Consider the following 19,674-nt stretch of genomic DNA (forward strand, 5'->3'; position numbering starts at 1 on the left):
GATTTCGCGATGAATCGGCCACGATCAACAACGCAGCGCACGCTAACAGTAGTGACCGACACGACAGGGATCCGGCGGTGGGCGTACCGGGGTCGGGGCCGGCGACGAGGAAAGGCCGAACCCGCGGAAGCCGCAGGTCCGGCCGATTCGGGATGCGCCGCGCGCGGTCGGGCGGCGGCCCGATGGCGGGCGGGGAAGTGATCCAGGCCACACCTGGGCGACCGCCGGCCATCCCCGTCGGCGCGGCCGATCGCGGCCGTCGACTGGGGATCGACTACGACGCGAGTCGGGTCGGTTGCCGAGCGTATTGGTGGGGCTATGGCGAGACTTTGGCGGCCGGCGACACCGTTGAGGCAGGAACTCTCAGCGAGAGGAGGTGCCCCAGATGGAGAAGAAGGAGCTCAAGAAGATCAAGATCCGTAAGGCGGGTCCGGTCCGGCTGACCGCGTCCGCCTGCCCGCAGTACCCCACCAAGCTCTAACGGGTCCGGCGTCGGGGGGGGGGGGGGGGGGGGGGGGGCCCCCCCCCCCCGACGTCTCATTCTGCATCGCGGACGCAGGGGAGGACGGCCGTGGACACCGGAGTGCAGTACGACCAGGACCGCGGGGTGGTCCTCCATCCCCTCGTGTACCTCGCCGACGGGGACGAGGTCACCATCGGCCGGCCGGACATCGACTCGTACGGGATCTTCCCGCCGGACGGCGCCGAGGTGGTCCGCCGGCTGGCGGCCGGGGACACCCCGCGCGAGGTGGACCGGTGGTACCAGGCGGAGTACGGCGAGAGCGCCGACATCGAGCACGTCCTCGCCGCCCTGGACGAACTGGGCTTCATCGCCACCCCGGAGCAGGCGCCGGTCGACCTGGCGCCGGTGCGCTGGCAGCGGCTGGGTGCCGCGCTCTTCTCGGTGCCGGCCTGGATCGGCTACGGCGCGTTGGTGGCCTGGGCGGTGGTCGCGATGGTCCGTTCGCCCGATCTCGTGCCGAACTACCGCAACCTGTTCTTCACCGACTACTTCACCCTCATCGAGCTGGCGTTGTTCGCCGGCGCCGTGCCGCTGCTGATCCTGCACGAGTTGTTCCACGTGCTCGCCGCCCGCCGCCTCGGCGTACGCTCCCGGGTCAGCATCGGCCGCAGGTTCTACTACGTGGTGCTGGAGACCAGCCTGGACGGACTGGTCGCGATACCCCGCCGGAAGCGGTACCTGCCGATCCTCGCCGGGATGCTGATCGACGTGCTGGCCCTGGCCGCGCTCACCGTCGCCGCGGACCTCAACCGCCGGCCCGACGGGTCGTTCTCGATGGCGGGCCGCCTCTGCCTGGCCCTGGCCTTCGCCACCGTGCTGCGCGTGCTCTGGCAGTTCTTCTTCTACCTGCGCACCGACCTGTACGTGCTGATGTCCACCCTGCTCGGCTGCGTCGACCTGCACACCACCGCGAAGCGGCTGCTGCGCAACCGCGCCGTGCGGCTGCTCGGCCGGCCGGAGCGGGCGACGGACGAGACGCAGTGGCACCCGGTCGACCGGCGCGCCGCCGGCTGGTACTCCTGGCTGATCGTCGCCGGATGCACCTTCAGCATCACGACGTTCCTGGTCGCGGTCGCCCCCGCCGTGTACCGGATGTTCGCCAGCTCGATCGCCCGGCTCTTCGGCGGCGCCACGACCGGTGGGCAGACGTTCGACTCGGTGGTCTTCCTCGGGCTGAACCTGGCCCAGATCGCGCTCACCGTCTGGCTGGCCGTGCGGGAACGCCGGCAGCGCAAGAACCAACAGTTCCAGCACGTCATCGCCTGAAGGAGTCGCCAGCATGGGCAGCCACTACTGGATCAGCGCCGATCGTCGGGCGGACCGCGACCGGCTCCGGGCGGGCCTCGACCTGCCGCCGCTGCTCGCCCGGGTCGAGGCGCACCGTCGCCTGCGTGGCCCGTACTCGGCGGCCGGCGCGGTGCTGCGGGCGGTCGGGGGCGACGCGCTGGCCCGGTGCCCGGAGCTGGGACCCCGGCACCACATCGAGATCCTGACCGCCGCGCCCGAGTTCGAGGGTTCGGTACCACGGATCAGGTCCACGCTGGAGCAGGAGTCGGAGTCCGGCGCCCGCACCCGCTACCAGGCCCGGCTGCACACGCTGCGGATCGCGCACGGACTCACCGAGTTTCTCCGCGACTACCTCGCGGCACTCGGCGACGGTCCGCGCACCCTGGTGGTGGAGGACGTGCAGGAGGCCGATCCGACCGACCACGAGTTCGTCGCGGTGCTGTTGCGGCGACTGGCGCCCAGCCAGTTGACCGTGGTGGTGGGCACCGCCGCCGAGCCGCCGGCCGAGGCGCCGGGGCCGGTGAGCATCTCGCTGCTGGCGGCGCTGCGGGACCGGACCGTCCGGCTCGCCGCGCCCGCCGCGCCGGGCGCGTCCGGTGGCCCGGCGGGCGTGGCGGGCAGCGGGTCCGACGCGACACCGTCGGCGGGGCTGGACGCCGCCGCGCTCGGCGAGCTGGCCCGGGCGTACGTGGCGACCGAGTGCACCGGCGACGACCCGCGACAGCGGGCCGCGTACCGGGCGTTGTCCGCCGCCGACCGGGCCGCGCTGCACGACGAGCGCCGGCAGGCCCTGTTGGCCCGGGGCGAGCGGTCCCTGCTGCTCGGCGCGGTTCCCTACCACGCCGAGCACGGCAGCGACCCGACCGGCGCGGGCGCGGCGGCGCTGCGTGAGGCCCAGTTGTACTGCAAGAACCTGGGCCTCTACCACGCGGCGGCGGAGCTCGGCGAGCGCGGCCGGGCGGTCGTCGACCGGGCGAGCCGGCCCGAGCTGTGGTGGGATCTCACCGGCGACGTGACCACCTCGCTCTCCGCGATCGGGCGGGCCGAGGAGGCCGAGGCGCTCTACGGCGAGGCTCGGGCCATTTCCACCGACCCGTTGATCCACATGCACGCCGCGTACGGCACCGCGATGCTCTTCGCCCGGCACTACGGCGACCAGCGGCGCGACTCGCAGCGGGCCCGGCGCTGGCTCAACCAGGCGGTCGCCATCGCGTCGCTGCTGCCCGACCCCAAGGAACGGGCCTTCTACTCGGTGTTCCACCGCAACGGCATCGCCCTGGTGGAGACCCGGGAGGGCCGGCCGGAGGAGGCCCTGCGGCTGCTCAACGAGGGCATCGCCCGGCTGGACCAGGAACTCGAACCCGGCGAGCAACTGCTGCACCGTACCGGGTTGCGCTACAACCGAGCGCAGGTGTACGGCATGTCCGGCCGGCTGGAGGAGGCGCTGGCGGACTACTCGTCGGTCATCGAGGTCGACCCGAACTTCCACGACCACTACTTCAACCGAGGGAACATCCTGCGCCGCCTCGGCCGGAACAAGGAGGCGGTCGAGGACTACGAGCGGGCACTGCGACTGTCCCCGCCGTTCCCCGAGGCGTACTACAACCGGGGGGACGCCCGGCTGGAACTGGGCGACGTCAACGGGGCGCTCGCCGATTTCGACCGGGTGCTCGAACTGGACCCGGAGCACGTCGACGCGAGGCTGAACCGGGCCGGGCTGCGATGCGATCTGGACGACGTCGACGGTGCCTGGGCCGACGTCACGGCCGGACTGGCGCTCGCGCCGGAGAATCCGCACCTGCTCTGCGTCAAGGGACGGGTGCTGGTCGAACGGGGCGAAGCCGAGGCGGCCCGGGAGGCCGTGTCGGCCGCGTTGCGGATCGACGACGGCCTGGCCGAGGCGTGGGCCATCCGGGGTGGTCTCGGTTACGAGTCCGGTGACCTGGCGACGGCGATCGCCGACCTGAGCCGCGCGGTCGAGCTGCTCGGCGCCCCGGAGATCCGGTACAACCGGGCGGTGGTCTACGAGGCGGCGGGCCGGTTCGCCGAGGCGGCGGCCGACTACCGGGCCGTCCTGGAGGTGGCGGACGACACCGATGCCGCGGCACGGCTGGACGACTGCCTGCGGGCGGCCTCCGCGTCAGCCGGCGTGTAGGGTCGCCGAGATGACCACGCAGGAGCGCACGGTCCCGTCGCGGACCGAGGTCTTCACCGAGGCGATGGCGCGGCTGGCCTCCGGGGTCGCGGTGGTCACCTCCCGACAGCCGGACGGTGCGCCCTGCGGCCTGCTGGTCTCCTCCATCTGTTCCTACAGCGTGCGGCCACCCTCGGTGCTGGTGTCCATCGGGCGGGAGTCCCGGTCGTACCGGGCCCTGCTCGGGCAGGCCGAGTTCGGGGTGCATCTGCTGGGTAGCGGCGACGGCCCGGTCGCGCAGGTGTTCGCGGGCCGGGGTGACGACAAGTTCGCCGGCCTGGACTGGGGGTGGGACGACCTGGTGCCGCGCCTGCACCACGTACCCGTCTATCTGCGCTGCCTGCGCAGGCGCGTGTTCGAACACGGCGACCACGCGATTCTCATCGGCGAGGTGGCAGACGGCGAGATATCGCACGGTGAGCCGCTGGTCTACTACCGACGGGCTCTGGACTGGCGGCTGGAACCGCCCAGCCGCGGCCCGCGGTGATCGGTCGCCGGGCGACTACCGGTTCGAGACGGTGGCGGGGTGGCGCCTGCCGGCCTGGCAGGTGCTGACCCGGCACCGGCAGTCGGTGGTGGGCCGGTCGGCGCAGGCCGGACACCAGATCGCGGAGTGGTGCGGGTGCGGGGTGGCCGAGCCGTCGAGGATCATCTGCTGCATGGCACGCAGCCCCGGCCCGGGCTCGACGCCGGCCTCGTCGACCATGATCCGGTGCGCCCGTTGGTAGACCTGCAGCGCCTCGACCCGACTGCCGGAGAGGTAGAGCGCCAGCATCAACTGCTGGTGGAAGCTCTCCCGCAGCGGGTACCGGGCGGAGAGCTCGGCCAGCTCGCCGACCAGTTCGAGGCTGCGCCCCTGGCACAGGTCGGCCCCGATCCGTTCCTGGAGCAACGCGAGGCGTTCGGTCTCCAGGCGTACCGCGTACCGCTGCATCAGGTCGGAGCGGCTGAGATCGGCCAGCGCCGGTCCGCGCCACATCGCCAGGGCCTGCCGGAACAGCTCGCCGGCTTCCGCACACCGGCCCTCGGCGACCCGGCGGCGGCCGTCGGCGGCGAGGGACCGGAACCGGTGGAGATCCAACTGGCCGGGCTCGACCCGGATGACGTATCCGCACGGCTGGGTCCGCAGGACCGGATGCTGGCGCATCCCGCCCCGGGCCCCGGCGCCGGACGGAGTCAGGACCCGGCGGACCGCTGAGACGTACATCTGCAGTGCGGCGAGGGCCGATCGTGGCGGCCGGTGTCCCCACAGGGCGTCGATGATCCGGGTGACCGGGAGCAGTTCGTTGCCGTGCAACAGGAGCAGGGCGAGCAGTGTGCGTTGCAACGGGGCGGTCGGGGCGCACGGTTCGCCGTCCCGGTAGACCTCCAGCGGGCCGAGGATGTTGAACCGCAGCGCCGGGGCGGGGACCGGATCAGCCATGGTGGTTCGCGGGTGCGGATGCGCGGTCAGTTTGCCCGTGGTTGGCGTGGGACACCATTATGATTTCCCCCTGCGGCATTCATTCACCGTCTGGTCATAGGCGGTTGCGAGTGGACAGCCGGCATATTCTGGGTGGCACAGGGTAGGAGTACGGTGATTGATGGACCGTTGTTCTGAATCTTGCGGGCGACGGTAATGCTAGCAACGCGCTCCGTGGTCGGCAAGGTTTGCAAATGTTTTTTTCGATCCGATAAAGGCGCAAAGGTGGTAAATTCAATGATTCGGACTTGTCGGAGTCGTGCGGTAAAACCATAAAGATGCAGGTCAATGGGTTGCCCGCTGGGTCGAGCGTGTCTGAATCGAGCCGAAAGTAAAATGGAATACGCTACCCCCGGCGCCGTCGGGCTCCTTTTCTGTGGCAAACTCGGGCTCCTGCTCGATGCTCGATCCCGGTTGCGCGGCTCTCGCTCGCGGCTGTCCTCGCGGCTGCGTCGGCCGCTGAGGTGCAGGGTGGGCCGGCGGCGCGCCCTCGCGGGGGTCTGGTCGGCCGGTGGTGCGGAGCGGAATTGGTCCGCGGCGGGGCGGCCTCGGGTACCGGCTTCTTTCTGGCGCCGTCCGATCTCCCTGTCTTGCCCGCGTCGCATTGGCGAACGCCTGTCGTGATCCTGCAATGGCTTTCCGGCACCTCGCAACGAATCGAGTTCGGTTCGGGTTCGTTGGTCTGCCTGTGACGGATGTTGATGTTGGTCGCTGGCATGCGGAGTTGGGCCGGTTGCACCTATTTCCCGGAACGCCCTGCATGCCGTTGTACAGTCGGAAAATCGCCTCCGTTGCACCCGCCGGTACCGTCATCTGTTTGTCGCCGTCCAGGCCGACGGCGTAGTAGCCGCCCCGATCGTCGATCCAGAAGTCCCGATTGAACCGGTCGCGCAGCTCGTCCGCTTCGGCACGCAGCCGCCGGGCGAGTTCCGGGTCCTGGAGTGGGCCGTCGGCGAGCTCGGCCAGCCGGAGTTTCGCGTCGTAGGTGTAGCCCTGAATTTCGCAGGTCGCGATCGGCAGCACCGGGATCGACCCGTCGGCGAACCGGATGCCGTCCCACGAGTCGCGCCAGCATTGGTTGCCGAGTCCCTGCGGTGAGCGGGTGGCGTACTCGACGTAGCCGTCGCCGTCGAGGTCGCCGTACTCGTCGATCCACCGCAGCGCCGCGTACGCGTTGTCGCGCAGCCCGCGGATGAATTCGTCTGCGCCGGTCCAGCGCCAGTATTCCGACAGCAGGATCAGCCAGAGTTGGGTGGCGTCGGCGGTCCCGTAGTAGGGGTTGTGCGGTTTGATGCCGAGCTGGGTCAACTCGCCGCTGCGGATCTCGTGCAGGATCTTGCCCGGCTCCTCGTCGCGGAAGTCGTCGCGAGTTGATCCATCGCTCCCGGTTCCCACGTGCGATGCAGCATCTCGTTGTCGCTGCACAACTTGGGCAGGATGGCCCGCCATTGGGCGCGCCGGTCAGTCGCGCCGCGACCGAAGACCTCGTCGAACGGTCGGGATGGCGGGCGCAACTCCTCCGGCCGCGCCCGCAGCGGCACGTGTACCTCGCACTCCCACTCCTGGCCCGGCGCCAAGCGAAGATCCCACACCAGCGCGTCGCCGTCCACCCGACTGGCTGCCGGATGAGCCTCCACCACCGTGCGCGCCTCGAACGTGTCATTGCGATACGTGAACACCAACCGTGAGCCGTCCGAAGCGTGTGCGCGGGTGATCTGCGCCGACCGGTCCCGGACCGTCTCCTTGATCTCGAAGAGATCCGCGAAGTCGGTCCCCACCGTCAGCCGAAGCTCGATCGGCACCTGCTCACCAGTGAAAATCTGCAACCCGATCCGTTCGTGCAGCCCCCCATCGACGAACCGCTGCCGGCGCACCCCTACGTGGTTCGCCGGCAGACCGGGCAACTCCGGGTTGGTCAGGAAGAACGCCGCCGCGGACGGATTCTCCTGACCGGAGCTCAGCACCATCAGCGACGCCCCGCCGAGGGTCAACTCCCACCGATCAACGAAGCGGGTGTCGTCGTGCACCAAGCCACCGATCGACCCGACGGAGACATTGCCGGCCGCGTCGGAATACATGAACGTATGCGCCTGCAGCACCGCGACCGCGTTCGGCCCCAACTCGGGCGGGAGGCTGCGCACCAGCCGGGCGGGGATCTGATCTTCCGGCGTCAGATGCGGGGTGGGGTCCGCCGGGGTCGCTCGACGGCCGGTAGTAGCCACGACAACACCTCCGTTCGACGGGGAGTCCCGAAATTCCAACTCACCCACCTGAGGCGCATCCCCATCACGTCGCCAAATAATCTGCGAGGATTAGGAGTTGTACGTGACCTTGCTACCGTCCACGCTCCCGAGTTGCCGGTTGATGCCCAAGCCCACCTGGGCCGCCCACCACGCTGTCAGCACCGGCTCGATCAACGCTGACGCCCTGTCGGTGATGACCGGCCAACCACACCCACTCGCCACGGGGTCGCCGGGCATGGGCGCCGGTCAGGTCGTGCCGGGTGCGGCCCCCTGCGGGGCGCCGGCGCGCGACGGCGGGGCGTCGGGGGCGGGGCGGGCGCGGGGCAGGCCGAGGGCGAGCAGCGCCGGACCGGTCGGCCCGTCGATGAGACCGCCGAGGGTCACCCCGTCGAGCACGGCGAGGAAGGCGTCCCGGGCCCGGCGCAGCTCGCCCCGCAGCCGGCAGGCCGCACGCAGTGGGCAGGCGGTCTCGTCGCACGAAACCACCTCGTCCTCGCCCTCGAACGTCCGGACCACCCGCCCGACCGTGACGTCGTGGCCGCCCTCGGCGAAGGCGACCCCACCGGCGCGGCCCCGGATCGTGACCAGCACACCGAGCCGCTGCAACCGCTGCACCACCTTCGCGACGTGGTTGCGGGGCAGCGCGAGCTGGTCGGCCAGCTCGTCCACGGTCATCCGCCGCTGGTTCGCGGCGGTGAGCATGGCGATCCGCAGGGCCATGTCGGTAGCCCGGTTGAGCTTCACGTATCGACCCTAACCGGCACGGAAGCCGCCCACCACGGGCCGGCGGCCCGGTCTGTGATCCACCTGACCCCCGATCCGGGACCTTCGGCCCTGAAGAGGTATCTGAAATACCTGTTTTGTTGGTGGGGACCGAACGGTTCAGCGAAGAAGGAGGCAAGTCGTGCTCTCGGGGTCCTCAGCAGCAGTGGTGACGGCGACCCTGCCCGCCGTGCAGGCACACGGTGAGGCGATCACCGGCCGGTTCTACCAGCGGATGTTCGACGCCCATCCGGAGTTGCTCGACATCTTCAACCGGGGCAACCAGGGGACGGGGGCGCAGAAGGCCGCGCTCGCGGCGGCCGTGGTCGCGTACGCGGAACACCTGACCGGCGGCAGCGACATGCCGTGGGGCCCGGTCCTGGACCGGATCGCGCACAAGCATGCCTCCCTCGGCATCACCCCCGGCCAGTACACGATCGTCGGCCGGCACCTGCTCGCCGCCGTCGGCGAGGTGCTCGGCGACGCGGTCACCCCCGAGGTCGCGGCGGCCTGGGACGAGGTGTACTGGCTGCTGGCCTGCGAGTTGATCGCCCGGGAGGCCCGCCTCTACGCCGGGGCGGGGCTCGCCGAGGGCGAGACGGTCTGGCGGGACTGGCGGGTCACCGGCCGGGCCACCGAGGCGCTGGACGTCGTCTCGTTCACCCTGGTCCCGGCCGACGGCGGCCCGGCACCCAGCTTCGTCCCCGGCCAGTACGCCTCGGTCGCCGTCGACCTGGACGGCGGTCGCGGGCAGCAGATCCGCCAGTACAGCCTTTCCGGCCGGCCCGGGGTCGACCACTGGCGGATCACCGTCAAGCGGGTACGCGGCACCGGCGGCGCCCCCGACGGCATGGTCTCCACCTTCCTGCACGAGCACGTGACCGAGGGCGCCATCCTCCGGCTCAGCCCGCCCTTCGGCGAGGTCAGCGCGGTGCCCGGGGAGGGCCCGCTGCTGCTGGTCAGCGCCGGCATCGGCCTCACCCCGGCGATGGCCGCGCTGGAGCACCTTGCCGCGACCGCGCCGCAGCGCCCGGTGGTGCTGGTGCACGCCGACCGGGCCGGCGCGGCGCACGCGTTCCGCGGCGAACTGCCGCGCCTGCACGCCGCGCTGCCAAACCTGCGTATCGCCCTGTGGTACGAGGACGTCACCGACGCCGAACTGGGCGGGCTGACCGCCGAGGTGGCCGGCGGCCGCGTCGACCCCGCGCTGATCCCGCTCTCCTCCGACGCCCACGTGCACCTCTGCGGGCCGCTGCCGTTCATGAACATCGTCCGGGGCGGCCTGCTGCGCCGGGGCGTGCCGGCAGAGCGGATCGCGTACGAGGTGTTCGGCCCGGGCATGCTCCGCGACGACCGGCACTGATGCTCGGCGGCCGGCCACCGGTGGTGGGGCCGCTCTGCCCCCCACCGGTCGGGTCGGGGCCCATGCCGGGGGAGGAGGTGCCGGCCCGCTTGCCGGCGACCCTGGTCGGGCCCACGGTGTCGGGCCACTCGTCCACCCGGCGGGCGGGAATGCCATTGCTGCGGGCCATCGCCGGGGTGATCCCTGACCCGTGGCAGCCGTTCATCCGCCCCGGGACCGAGGGCCGCCTGCAGCGCCAGCGACGCCCGTCGTACGGCGGGTGCGACCGCAGGACGATGGCGCGAGGGCGGCGACCACCTAGCGTCGTGAGCCGTGGAAGAAGATCTCGAGCGGACCGAGGTGCCCGGCACCGGCCGACCCGCCCGGGCGCGGTGGCGGCGCACCCTGCTACGGATTCTCGCCGGCCTGGTGGCGGCGTTCGCGGTGCTCAGTGGCACCGGGTGGACCTACGAGACGTTGTCGAGGCGCGACGACGGCCGACAGCATCCGGCGCCGGGCCGGTTGGTCGACGTCGGGGGCCACCGGCTGCATCTGAACTGCACCGGAGCGGCCGGCGACGCGCCGACGGTGGTCTTCGAAGCGGGGCTCGGCGAGTCGTCCACGACATGGGCGACGGTGCAGGGAAAGTTGGCGGACACCGCCGGGGTGCGGGCGTGCAGCTACGACCGCGCCGGCTACGCGTGGAGTGAGTCGGGACCCGGGCGGCGGGACGCCGGGCGGCTGGCCGAGGAGCTGCACACGCTCCTGGACAGGGCTGGTGAACGAGGGCCCTTCATCCTGGTGGGCCACTCGGTCGGTGGTTTCGTGGTGCGCCTGTTCGCCGACCGCTGGCCCGCCGAGACCGCCGGCATGGTGCTGGTGGACGTCACCGACGAGCGCGCGGTCGGCGCGTTGAAGGCGAGCTCGCCGGTCATCCGTACGCAGATGACGGCCTTCCGGTTCGCCGCCCGGATCGGCGCCGTGCGCCTGTTTCCGGGCCTCGCCGTGCCCGCCGCGGCGCCTTCGCCGGTACGTGAGCACGCCGCGGTCGTCTACCGCAGCACCAGCATGGCCGCGGCCGCCGACGAGGCCGAGGCGTCTGTGGACAGCGCCCGCCTGGTCCGGTCGACGGTACGTCCGCAAGCGTGGCGGGCCTGGCCGGTGGTGGTGATCTCCGCGGCCGGGCAGCCGCGGGAGGCGCTGGATCACGACGCCCGGCTGGCCGCGCTGTCCAGCGCAGGACAGCACGTGGTCGCGGCCACCGAGGATCACTACGTGCACTACGGCCAGCCCGAGCTGGTCGTCGACGCGGTGCGGAGAACGGTCGAGGCGAGTGGTTCGAACCGGCCGCGTTGACGGCTACGGCTATTCGCCGTAGCCTCATGGCTATGAAGGTTAGCCATAGCTCGCGCCGGGCCGGCCCCGGCGGCCGGGAACGCGATCATGCCTAGGGCCGGGCTGTCCACCGCGGCCGTCGTCGACGCGGCTCTCGACCTCGTCGACGAGCGGGGCCTGGACGCCCTGACCCTGGCCGCGGTCGCCGAACGCACCGGAGTCGCCGCGCCCTCGCTGTACAAGCACGTCGGCGGCCTCGCTCAACTGCGGACGCTGATGGCCGTACGGATCATGGAAGAACTGACCGAACGCTTCACCGCCGCGTTGGTCGGCCGCGGCGGCGCCGACGCGGTCGCCACCCTGATGCGCACCTACCGCCGCTACGCGATCGAACATCCGGCCCGCCACGCCGCGATCCCGCCGGATCCGCTGCACGACCCCGCCCTGGCGAGCGCCGGCGCCCGGCTGCTCGAGGTCTTCCTCGCGGTGCTTCGTGGCTACGGGCTCGAAGGCGCGGCCGCCATCCACACCACCCGCTGCCTGCGGGCGATCGTCCACGGCTTCGCCTCGATCGAGGCGGCCGGCGGCTTCGGCCTGCCCGAGGACCTGGACACCACCCACGAGCAACTGGTCCGCATGTTCATCGCAAGCCTGCCCCGCACCTGACCTCGACGCTGGAGAACGACGTGTCCACACCCCCCGCCCGCCCCCGGCTCGGCGCTTCCGCCCTCGCTGTCGCCGGCGTCCTGTTCGCCCTCTACCCGGCGACCCGACCATGGCACGACGAAGCCACGGTCGACGGCGCGACGCGGGCGATGAGTTCCGACTGGTGGGTCGCCTCGCACCTGTTCGCCATGATCGGCTTCATCCTGGTGACGCTGGGTCTGCTCGCCGTGCGCGACGCGGTCAGGCACACCCGGGCCGAGCGGCTCGCCTTCGCCGCCGTCGTGACCGGTTGGATCGGCGTGGGGCTGGTCCTGCCCTACTACGGCGCCGAGGACTTCGGCCTGCACGCCGTCGCCGGCAAGTACGCCGCCGGCCAGCCTCTCGATCTGCTCGACCTGGTCGACACGGTCCGGTACGCCCCGGCCGCGATCACGACGTTCGGGATCGGCCTGATCGCGCTCGCGGTGTCGGCGATCGTGACCGCCGTGGCGATCTGGCGCTCGGGGGTGCTGCCGCGCCTCAGCGGCATCCTCTTCGCGCTCGGCTTCGCCCTCTTCCTCCCGCAGTTCTACACGCCCGCGGCCGTCCGGGTCGCACACGGCCTGCTCATAGCGGTCGGATCGGTCTGGCTGGCGCTGGCTCTGGCTCTGTGGAGCGCGGGACGGACGTCGCCGGCCGGGAGCCGGTCGGGGGCCGCTTCCTGACGTTGCGGCGCCTCCTCGGCGAGGCCACGGAGCGCTCCGCGGTCCGTCGGACGCCGCCGAACGGGCGGTTGCGGAACGGAGCGGCCCGCGTCGGGTCGCGGGCCTCCCCGTCAGCTCCGTCAGAAGCAGGTGCCGATGCCACCGATCGCGGGGTTCGCCCGGTCGTGGTAATGGATCGTGCCGGCCGGGTCGGCCATGAAGCCGCCCCAGATGGTGCAGCCGCCCTTGACGTACGCCCTGGCCGGGCCGGCCGCCCAGAGCCTGTCGCCGTCGTCGACCTGGGTGGGCAGGTACTGCGCGGCCAGGTAGACCTGGGTGCGGGTCAGCGAGCCGGCGTACGCGGACTTGATGGTGACCGTGCAGCCGTACCCGACGACGGGGTTGTACATCAGGTAGACGGTGCCGAGCAGCTCGCCGGTCTGCGCGTGGTGGATCGGGTCCTGGTCCTGGGCGGTGTAGCCGAGCCCGCAGAGCGACTGCGGCGTGACCGGGTTGGTGGCAGCCTGCGCGGCGGCGCCGGCCCCGGCGACGAGCCCGACCGCGACGGCGAGCGCGATTCCGATCCGGCCAATGGTGCGGTACATCTGCGTCCCCCTCATTTTCCTACTGCGGATGCGGGGACCAGAATGGTCGGCCGGTGGTGACGGAGCGAATGTGTCGGGTGGACACTCCGCATTGCCTGCGGGTGTGCGGGCTCCCAGTTTCGGCCGTCCCCACCTGGGGAGAGGTGACACGATTTATCGATGGCCACCGACTATGACGTATTTCGCACGAGACATTTCGATGAACCGAAAATTGCTGGATTGTTGCCCGATCGACCCCGCCGGCGTTATGGTCGGGCCGACAGGCGACCGTCGATCCGACGGGGCAACGGTGTCTCGGGTTCGTCCCGCAGCTCGTCCGGCAACATCCACTCGGGCACGTCCTGCCAGGTCACGGGACGCATCCAGGGAGCGATGGCGGCGGCGCCGACGGAGGTGGTGCCCGCGGCGGTGGTCGCGGGGTAGGGGCCTCCGTGCGTCGTCGCCCAGCCCACCCGTACGCCGGTCGGCACCCCGGCGGCGAGCACCCTGCCCGCCTGCCGGGTGGCGGTCTGGACGAGGGCCGTGAGCGCGGCACGGTCCTCCGGTTCGAAGTGGAGGGAGACGGTCAGTTGGCCGCCGAGCGCCTCGATCGCGTCGGTGACCTGGTCCAGGGCGTCGTACCACACGATGATCGCCGCCGGGCCGAACAACTCGTGGGTGAGGGACGGCCGCAGGTCGGCGATCGACACCGCCGCGAGTGACGGCGCGGCCGCGTCGGCGTCCAGCACCCCGTCCAGCTCGAATCGGACGCCGCCCCGCCAGCCGTCCAGTCCCTCGGCGAACCGGGCCGCGATCGGGCCGGAGAGCATGCGCTGGGGCCCGGCCGCGGTCATGGCGTCCCTGATCCCGGCGACGAGCTCGGCGGCGCCGGCCCGGGGCACGAAGACGAGACCGGGCTTGGTGCAGAGCTGCCCCACACTGCCGACGACGGCCTGGCCGAGGAGGGCGCCGAGGCTCGCGCCTCGGCGTCTGGCGGCCAGCTCCGTGACCACCACCGGGTTGACGCTGCTCATCTCGGCGAAGAAGGGAATCGGGGTCGGCCGGCTGCTGGCGAGGTCGAACAGCGCGCGGCCGCCGCCGAGCGAGCCGGTGAAGCCCGCGCGCCTGCTGCGCCCACCGTCGTCTACGCGTCCCGGACCGGCTTTGTCGTGGATGTGCTGCGGACGGCGATTCTGAACGGCGAACTTCGCGCCGGTCAGCCACTCGTCGAGGCCGACCTCGCGCGGTCGTTCGGGCTGTCGAAGACCCCCGTCCGGGAGGCGCTCAAGACACTCGCCGGCGTCGGCCTGGTGACGATCAGCGACTACCGGGGGGCCCTCGTCCGGGTGGTCGACGCGCGTATGGCGCACAACGTGTTCGACGTCCGGGTGCTGCTCGAGCCGGCGGCGGTGCAGCGGGCGGTCGAGGCCGGGCTGGACACGGGGCCCGCCCAGGACGCCCTGAACCGCGCGGCCGAGGCGGCCGACGGGGCCGAGCGGAGCATGGCGAACCGGGAGTTCCACCGGCTGCTGTACGCCGGCTGCGACAACCCGGTCTTCGTCGGCATCCTCGACTCCCTGCGGGACCAGACCGCCCTGATCACGGTCACCGCCTGGAACAGTCTCCCGTCCTGGGACACGGAGGCGGAGGAGCACGCCGCGATCCTGGACGCGGCCCGCCGCGGTGACAGCGACGAGGCCCGCCGCCTCACCGAGGCGCACATCTTCACCTTCGGTCAGCGGGCCCAGCGGGCCCTTGAACAGTTGGAGTCCGGCACATGAGCCCCTCGGGCAGCGCGCTCGCCGACGTCGTCGCGATCCCGGTGACGCCGTTCGACGGTAACCAGGTCGACCAGGCCACCTTCGTCCGTCTCCTCGAGCGCCTGCTCGACGCGGGCGTGAACGTCGTGACGCCCAACGGCAACACCAGCGAGTTCTACGCGCTCACCGCGCAGGAACGGCGCGAACTCCTCGAACTCAGCGGCCGCACGGTAGCCGACCGGGCCACCTTCGTCGCCGGAATCGGCCTGGACGTGCAGACCGCCGTCGAGGAGGGCCGGCTCGCGCAGTCGGCCGGGGCCACCATGGCGATGGTGCACCAGCCGCTGCACCCGTACATCTCCAGCCAGGGCTGGATCGACTACCACGCGGCCATCGCGGGGGACTCGGCGAGCTGGGCATCGTGCCGCCGCGTGCAGCAACTTCGCGTACCTCGAGTACAAGTTCGACGACGTGACCTGGTGTCCGGACCCCTACCTGCCGGTCGACGGCCACCTGGAACTCCGCCCGGACCGTCCCGGCTGGGGCGTCACCATCGACGAGACGGCGCTGGCGACCGACGACTACGTGCACTGGGAACGGTCGCTTCCGGTGCGACCGGACGGGTCCCTCGCCTTCGCCTGACCGTGGCCACCCGACCATGCCGCCGGTGACCCTCGGTGGCCGGACGTCTTGCCCGGGCCGGGCATGATTGCACCTGTGAAGATCACCAGCGTCGGCCACTCCGGTGGCCAGGCGCCCTGCCGCTGCCGCAATCCGGCCCACTGCCATGCCATGGGCCACTGCCACAGCGAGGTCGGCAAGCGGCGTCAGGGACCCGGCTGCAAGGGCCGCAAGGGAGCCCTGGACTCCTGTGGCGACGACCCGTGCAGCAGCCCGGGCTGCTGCGACCTCGGGCTCTTCTCCACCCTGCTCACGCTGGGCGCCGTCGTGGCGGGCGCCGCCGGCCAGGCGCCCGCCCGTCCGAACCGGACGGCCGGCAACCGGCCGGGGACGCTGGACCGGGCCGGTCTCGCCGCGATCCGCGGCTACCGCCGCTGGCTGTCGCACCGCTGGCCGGGGCGGTGCCGGTACACGCCGACGTGCAGCGCGTACGGACTCGCCGCCGTCGACCGGTACGGGCTGGCCGTCGGCGGGCGGCTCGCGGCGGCCCGGCTGCGTCGTTGCCGGCCGGAGGTGCCGCGCGGCATTGCCGACCCGCTGCCTTGACCGGTGCCGGCGTTCGGCCTGGCAGGCGGCCGGGTGTCAGCCCAGCCGGACGGAGGCGGCCGGCCACGACGTGTGATCGAAGCCGTTGCCGGAGCCGGCGGCGCGACCAGGCGCGGCAGCCGGGCACCTCGGACGTCCCGGTCGCCGGAGTGCTGGGATATCGTGCCGCTGGCGTGGCAGGCTGCCGGGGGAGCAGGCGTCGGTTTCGCGAGGAGGACGCAGCGTGGCAGCGTACGACGTCATCGTCGTCGGGCTCGGCGGGATGGGCAGCAGTGCCGCCTACCACCTGGCGTCGCGCGGGCAGCGGGTGCTCGGCCTGGAACGGTTCGGCCTGGCGCACAACCTGGGCTCCAGCCACGGCGGCTCGCGCATCATCCGGCAGGCGTACTTCGAGGACCCGGCCTACGTGCCGCTGCTGCTGCGAGCCTACGAGCTCTGGGAACGCCTGGAACGCGACACCGGGCAGGACGTCATCTCGCAGACCGGGGGACTGTTCCTCGGCTCACCCGACAGCCGCACCTTCGCCGGCAGCCTGCGTGCCGCCCGGGAGTGGGACCTTCCCCACGAGATCCTCGACGCCGCGGAACTCCGTCGCCGGTACCCCACCTTCGCCCCGGGGCCCGAGGAGATCGCGCTCTTCGAGGCGAAGGCGGGCTTCGTCCGCCCCGAGGCGGCCGTGGCCGCGCACGCCGGGCTCGCTGCCAGCCACGGCGCCGAGCTGCGGTACGACGAGCCGGTGTCGCGCTGGGAGGTGCTGCCCGGTGGCGGCGTACGGGTGGCGACCGCGGCCGGGCTCTACCACGCCGATCGGCTCGTCATCTGCCCCGGCGCCTGGGCGCCGCAACTGCTGGCCGACCTCGGCGTGCCGATCACCATCGAACGGCAGGTCATGTTCTGGTTCCAGCCGCAGCACGGGGTGGCCGCCTTCGCGCCCGAACGGCAGCCGATCTACATCCACGAGGACGCCGCCGGCAGCCAGGTCTACGGCTTCCCCGCCATCGACGGGCCGCAGGGCGGCGCCAAGGTGGCGTTCTTCCGGCGCGGGCAGGTCTGCACCCCGGAGACCATCGACCGGCAGGTGAGCCCTGCCGAGGTCAGCGCCATCCAGGCCCACCTGGCCGGCGTGCTGCCCACCCTGCCCGGGCGCTACCTGAAGGCGGCGACCTGCATGTACTCGCTGACCCCGGACCAGCACTTCGTCATCTCGGCGCACCCGCAGCATCCGGAGGTCGCCGTGGCGTGTGGGTTCTCCGGCCACGGCTTCAAGTTCGTGCCCGTCGTCGGGGAGATCCTCGCCGACCTGGCGATGTCCGGCTCGACCGAGCATCCCCTGGGGCTCTTCGACCCGCGGCGGCCGTTTCCCGGCCCGGCGGACAGCTCCGAGGACTAGGTCCTACCGCCGCGTCTGTTCTGCTCCGGCGATGCCCGCTTCCTCCAGCAGGGCATCGCGGCCGGGCTTCCGCAAACGGGGCGTGGGGCGGCCGGTGGGGAACCGGCCGCCCCACGTGGGCGGTGAGGCGTCAGAGGCCGTTGGTGAACACCAGCCGGTTCGGCGTACCGGCCAGGTCTCCCTGGACGACCCCGGTGGTGGCGCCGCCGACCAGCCAGTCGTGCAGGGCGGCCTGGGAGGCGTCGCCGTTCGCGCTCTTGTAGAGCGCGGCGACGCCCGCAACATGCGGGGTGGCCATCGAGGTGCCGTTGAAGACGGCGGTGGTGTTGTTCGGCTGGGTCGACAGGATCGCCGAGCCGGGGGCGTAGAGGTCGACGCAGGCGCCGGTGGAGGAGTAGCTGGCGCGGGCGTCGGTGCTGGTCGTGGCGGCGACGGCCACCGCGGCGGTCACCGCCCGGGGCAGCCGGTCGCAGGAGTCCGCGCCGGTGTTGCCCGCCGAGGTGGCCAGGAACACCCCGGAGTTGATCATCCCGGTGATCGCGGTGGCCATCGTGTCGGAGTACGTCCAGTTCCAGGACGTGTTCGCCACCGCCGGCTTGGCCGCGTTGGCGGTCACCCAGTCGATCGCGGCGATGGTGGCCGAGGTCTTGCCGGACCCCTGGCAGTTGAGCATCTTCACGGCGTGCAGGCGGACGCCCTTGGCCACCCCGTACGTCCGGGAGCCGATCGTGCCGGCGACGTGGGTGCCGTGCCCGTCGCAGTCGGTGTTGCGCCGGTCGATGGCGTTGTAGTCGAAGCTGGCCCGCCCCTCGAAGTCCGGGTGGGTGACGTCGATGCCGGTGTCGATGACGTAGGCGTGCACGCCGGCGCCGGTCGCGGTGGTGGTGTAGCTCGCGGACAGCGGCAGCGTCCGCTGGTCGATGCGGTCCACACCCCAGGACGGCGGGTTCGCCTGGGTGCCCTCCGTGACGTCGTCGAGCCAGGCGTCCTGCTCCACGCCGAGCACCGCGGGATCGCGTCGCAGCGCCTGGACCTGGCCGGCGGTCAGTTCGGCGGCGAATCCGTTGACCGCCCGCTCGTAGACGAAGCGCGGGGTGACCGCCAGGGCACGGGCGAGGCCGCGCGGGTCGGCGTCCGGCCGCAGCCGCACGATGTACTCGCCCGCGGCCGGCCGGACGCCCGGCGCGGCCGACGCCGCGCTGAGCGGTGCGAGCGGCTCCGCCGCGGGTGCCGCCGCGGCCGGTACGGCGACCAGGGCGCTGCCCGCGGCCACCAGCGAGGCCATCAGGACCCGTGATCTCATGTTGCCTCCCAGACTCGCCCGGCGTCATCAGGGTTGGGGCGATGACGTCCGTGGTGAGCAGGCAGGCTAAGTGGACAGATGTTGAGACGTCAATGGCCTGCCCCGGATTTGGTCGTCCCGACGTGGGCGTTTCGGTGCTAACCGGTTCCGACCGACTACCCGATCGACGTTCGAAGACGAGGCACTAGCCTGGCCACATCGGATGATCGGCGTCGCGAACCCCCGGAGAGGAAGCTCATGGCCGAGACGGAGAACGAGGCTCCTGGCTGGACCGCGATCGAGGCGGCGGTGGCCACCAGGGTGGCGGACGAGAACCCGCTGCACTGGGCGACCAACAACCTCCCGGGACACGGCCTCTACGGCCTGGGCGCGTACCGTTCCGCCGACCACTGGTTGCTGGTGACGTTCGGGATGACCGAGCTGTTCTCCAAGAGCAGCGACGACCCGGACGTCAGCGGCTGGGGATACGAGCTGACGATGCGGGTCCCCATGGACGACGAGCAGCCGCCCGCCTGGTCCCTGCGCCTGCTCGAACGACTGGTCGGTTACGTGTTCACCAGCGGCAAGTCGTTCGCCGAGGGCCACCGCATGGACCCGGGCGGCCCGATCACCGGTGAGGCGACCACCCGGCTCCGCGCGGTGGCCTTCGCCGCGGACCCCGAACTGCCGCCCATCGACTCCCCGTACGGCTCGGCGCGGTTCCTGACCGTCGTCGGGATCACCACCGACGAGTTGGAACGCATGAAGGCCACGACGGCGGCCGCGGTGCTCAGCGAACTCGCGGAGCGCTCGCCCGCGCTCGTGACCGACCCGGCGCGCTGATCGGGTCGCGCCCCGTACGCCTGGTGGGAGCCGGCCACCTACGTCTACCTGGTCGGCAGCTCGACCTGCGGCTGGGAGAACGGCTCGCCCG

General features: G+C 71.9%; 19 protein-coding genes and 1 pseudogene. 12 read left to right on the plus strand and 8 right to left on the minus strand.

The window, feature by feature from the left end; genetic code table 11:
- Positions 1 to 571: 571 nt before the first annotated feature.
- Genes ABGB16_RS06820 through ABGB16_RS06830 form a run of 3 tightly spaced genes read left to right on the plus strand, consistent with a single transcriptional unit; the run spans position 572 to position 4,491 of the window.
- Positions 572 to 1,789 carry a hypothetical protein gene (locus tag ABGB16_RS06820; protein WP_347667098.1) on the plus strand — a complete coding sequence of 406 codons (1,218 nt, stop codon included), beginning with the start codon at positions 572 to 574 and terminating at the stop codon, positions 1,787 to 1,789.
- A 13-nt stretch (positions 1,790 to 1,802) separates the two neighbouring features.
- Complete coding sequence (locus ABGB16_RS06825) at positions 1,803 to 3,965, plus strand: tetratricopeptide repeat protein (RefSeq protein WP_347667099.1); 2,163 nt, start codon at positions 1,803 to 1,805, stop codon at positions 3,963 to 3,965.
- Between the two features lie 10 nt (positions 3,966 to 3,975).
- A complete protein-coding gene (locus ABGB16_RS06830) occupies positions 3,976 to 4,491 on the plus strand; it encodes a flavin reductase family protein (protein ID WP_347667100.1) in 516 nt (171 codons plus the stop codon).
- Between the two features lie 15 nt (positions 4,492 to 4,506).
- Here the strand turns inward: ABGB16_RS06830 and ABGB16_RS06835 are convergent, their stop codons facing one another.
- The 4 genes from ABGB16_RS06835 to ABGB16_RS06850 form a co-directional block, all read right to left on the minus strand.
- The gene (locus tag ABGB16_RS06835; protein ID WP_347667101.1) at positions 4,507 to 5,427 is read right to left on the minus strand and encodes an AfsR/SARP family transcriptional regulator; all 921 of its coding nucleotides are present in this window, start codon (positions 5,425 to 5,427) and stop codon (positions 4,507 to 4,509) included.
- A gap of 324 nt (positions 5,428 to 5,751) precedes the next feature.
- The gene (locus tag ABGB16_RS06840; protein WP_347667102.1) at positions 5,752 to 6,861 is read right to left on the minus strand and encodes a hypothetical protein; all 1,110 of its coding nucleotides are present in this window, start codon (positions 6,859 to 6,861) and stop codon (positions 5,752 to 5,754) included.
- Entirely contained in the window at positions 6,771 to 7,688 is a 918-nt protein-coding gene (locus ABGB16_RS06845) for a glycogen debranching N-terminal domain-containing protein (protein ID WP_347667103.1), read from the minus strand. The genes ABGB16_RS06840 and ABGB16_RS06845 overlap by 91 nt, the downstream gene beginning before the upstream one ends.
- 267 nt (positions 7,689 to 7,955) lie before the next feature.
- Positions 7,956 to 8,453, minus strand: a complete 498-nt coding sequence (locus ABGB16_RS06850; RefSeq protein ID WP_347667104.1) for an Rrf2 family transcriptional regulator — start codon at positions 8,451 to 8,453, stop codon at positions 7,956 to 7,958.
- Positions 8,454 to 8,601: 148 nt separating this feature from the next.
- Between ABGB16_RS06850 and ABGB16_RS06855 the strand changes: the two are divergent.
- The 4 genes and pseudogenes from ABGB16_RS06855 to ABGB16_RS06870 form a co-directional block, all read left to right on the plus strand.
- Positions 8,602 to 9,834, plus strand: a pseudogene (locus ABGB16_RS06855) (globin domain-containing protein); the annotation flags it as partial.
- A 312-nt stretch (positions 9,835 to 10,146) separates the two neighbouring features.
- Entirely contained in the window at positions 10,147 to 11,169 is a 1,023-nt protein-coding gene (locus ABGB16_RS06860; protein WP_347667105.1) for an alpha/beta hydrolase, read from the plus strand.
- A gap of 87 nt (positions 11,170 to 11,256) precedes the next feature.
- On the plus strand, positions 11,257 to 11,814 hold the full coding sequence (locus tag ABGB16_RS06865) for a WHG domain-containing protein (RefSeq protein ID WP_347667106.1): 558 nt from the start codon (positions 11,257 to 11,259) through the stop codon (positions 11,812 to 11,814).
- 20 nt (positions 11,815 to 11,834) lie between these two features.
- Complete coding sequence (locus ABGB16_RS06870; RefSeq protein ID WP_347667107.1) at positions 11,835 to 12,518, plus strand: hypothetical protein; 684 nt, start codon at positions 11,835 to 11,837, stop codon at positions 12,516 to 12,518.
- Between the two features lie 119 nt (positions 12,519 to 12,637).
- Here ABGB16_RS06870 and ABGB16_RS06875 read toward each other — a convergent pair whose 3' ends face one another.
- The gene (locus ABGB16_RS06875) at positions 12,638 to 13,102 is read right to left on the minus strand and encodes a hypothetical protein (protein WP_347667108.1); all 465 of its coding nucleotides are present in this window, start codon (positions 13,100 to 13,102) and stop codon (positions 12,638 to 12,640) included.
- A 245-nt stretch (positions 13,103 to 13,347) separates the two neighbouring features.
- Positions 13,348 to 14,115, minus strand: a complete 768-nt coding sequence (locus ABGB16_RS06880; protein WP_347667109.1) for a hypothetical protein — start codon at positions 14,113 to 14,115, stop codon at positions 13,348 to 13,350.
- A gap of 135 nt (positions 14,116 to 14,250) precedes the next feature.
- Between ABGB16_RS06880 and ABGB16_RS06885 the strand changes: the two genes are divergently transcribed.
- Positions 14,251 to 14,862 (plus strand): GntR family transcriptional regulator, encoded by a 612-nt coding sequence (locus ABGB16_RS06885; protein WP_347667110.1) that lies wholly within the window; start codon positions 14,251 to 14,253, stop codon positions 14,860 to 14,862.
- Here ABGB16_RS06885 and ABGB16_RS06890 read toward each other — a convergent pair.
- Positions 14,817 to 15,191 (minus strand): hypothetical protein, encoded by a 375-nt coding sequence (locus tag ABGB16_RS06890; RefSeq protein ID WP_347667111.1) that lies wholly within the window; start codon positions 15,189 to 15,191, stop codon positions 14,817 to 14,819. The two genes, ABGB16_RS06885 and ABGB16_RS06890, sit on opposite strands and share 46 nt — an antisense overlap.
- A 121-nt stretch (positions 15,192 to 15,312) precedes the next feature.
- Between ABGB16_RS06890 and ABGB16_RS06895 the strand changes: the two genes are divergently transcribed.
- From ABGB16_RS06895 to solA, 3 genes are all read left to right on the plus strand, one after another.
- Positions 15,313 to 15,483 (plus strand): hypothetical protein, encoded by a 171-nt coding sequence (locus tag ABGB16_RS06895; RefSeq protein ID WP_347667112.1) that lies wholly within the window; start codon positions 15,313 to 15,315, stop codon positions 15,481 to 15,483.
- A 75-nt stretch (positions 15,484 to 15,558) separates the two neighbouring features.
- Positions 15,559 to 16,068, plus strand: coding sequence for a membrane protein insertion efficiency factor YidD (gene yidD / locus ABGB16_RS06900; protein ID WP_347667113.1), 510 nt, complete (start codon positions 15,559 to 15,561; stop codon positions 16,066 to 16,068).
- Positions 16,069 to 16,291: 223 nt separating this feature from the next.
- Positions 16,292 to 17,458: an N-methyl-L-tryptophan oxidase gene (gene solA, locus ABGB16_RS06905; RefSeq protein WP_347667114.1), complete on the plus strand. Its 1,167-nt coding sequence runs from the start codon at positions 16,292 to 16,294 to the stop codon at positions 17,456 to 17,458.
- A gap of 130 nt (positions 17,459 to 17,588) precedes the next feature.
- On the opposite strand, the gene ABGB16_RS06910 is transcribed toward solA, so the two are convergent.
- Positions 17,589 to 18,761, minus strand: a complete 1,173-nt coding sequence (locus ABGB16_RS06910) for a S8 family peptidase (RefSeq protein WP_347667115.1) — start codon at positions 18,759 to 18,761, stop codon at positions 17,589 to 17,591.
- Between the two features lie 237 nt (positions 18,762 to 18,998).
- Between ABGB16_RS06910 and ABGB16_RS06915 the strand changes: the two genes are divergently transcribed.
- Positions 18,999 to 19,583, plus strand: coding sequence for a suppressor of fused domain protein (locus ABGB16_RS06915; RefSeq protein ID WP_347667116.1), 585 nt, complete (start codon positions 18,999 to 19,001; stop codon positions 19,581 to 19,583).
- Positions 19,584 to 19,674: the final 91 nt, after the last annotated feature.

Origin of the sequence: Micromonospora sp. B11E3 (assembly GCF_039871625.1) — a bacterium.
Classification (GTDB): Bacteria; Actinomycetota; Actinomycetes; order Mycobacteriales; family Micromonosporaceae; genus Micromonospora.

Coding starts and splice junctions, on each gene's coding strand:
- ABGB16_RS06825 (WP_347667099.1), top strand. CDS start 1,803: ATGGGCAGCCACTACTGGATCAGCGCCGATCGTCGGGCGGACCGCGAC.
- ABGB16_RS06865 (WP_347667106.1), top strand. CDS start 11,257: ATGCCTAGGGCCGGGCTGTCCACCGCGGCCGTCGTCGACGCGGCTCTC.
- ABGB16_RS06830 (WP_347667100.1), top strand. CDS start 3,976: ATGACCACGCAGGAGCGCACGGTCCCGTCGCGGACCGAGGTCTTCACC.
- ABGB16_RS06915 (WP_347667116.1), top strand. CDS start 18,999: ATGGCCGAGACGGAGAACGAGGCTCCTGGCTGGACCGCGATCGAGGCG.
- ABGB16_RS06875 (WP_347667108.1), bottom strand. CDS start 13,102: ATGTACCGCACCATTGGCCGGATCGGAATCGCGCTCGCCGTCGCGGTC.
- ABGB16_RS06880 (WP_347667109.1), bottom strand. CDS start 14,115: ATGAGCAGCGTCAACCCGGTGGTGGTCACGGAGCTGGCCGCCAGACGC.
- ABGB16_RS06910 (WP_347667115.1), bottom strand. CDS start 18,761: ATGAGATCACGGGTCCTGATGGCCTCGCTGGTGGCCGCGGGCAGCGCC.
- ABGB16_RS06835 (WP_347667101.1), bottom strand. CDS start 5,427: ATGGCTGATCCGGTCCCCGCCCCGGCGCTGCGGTTCAACATCCTCGGC.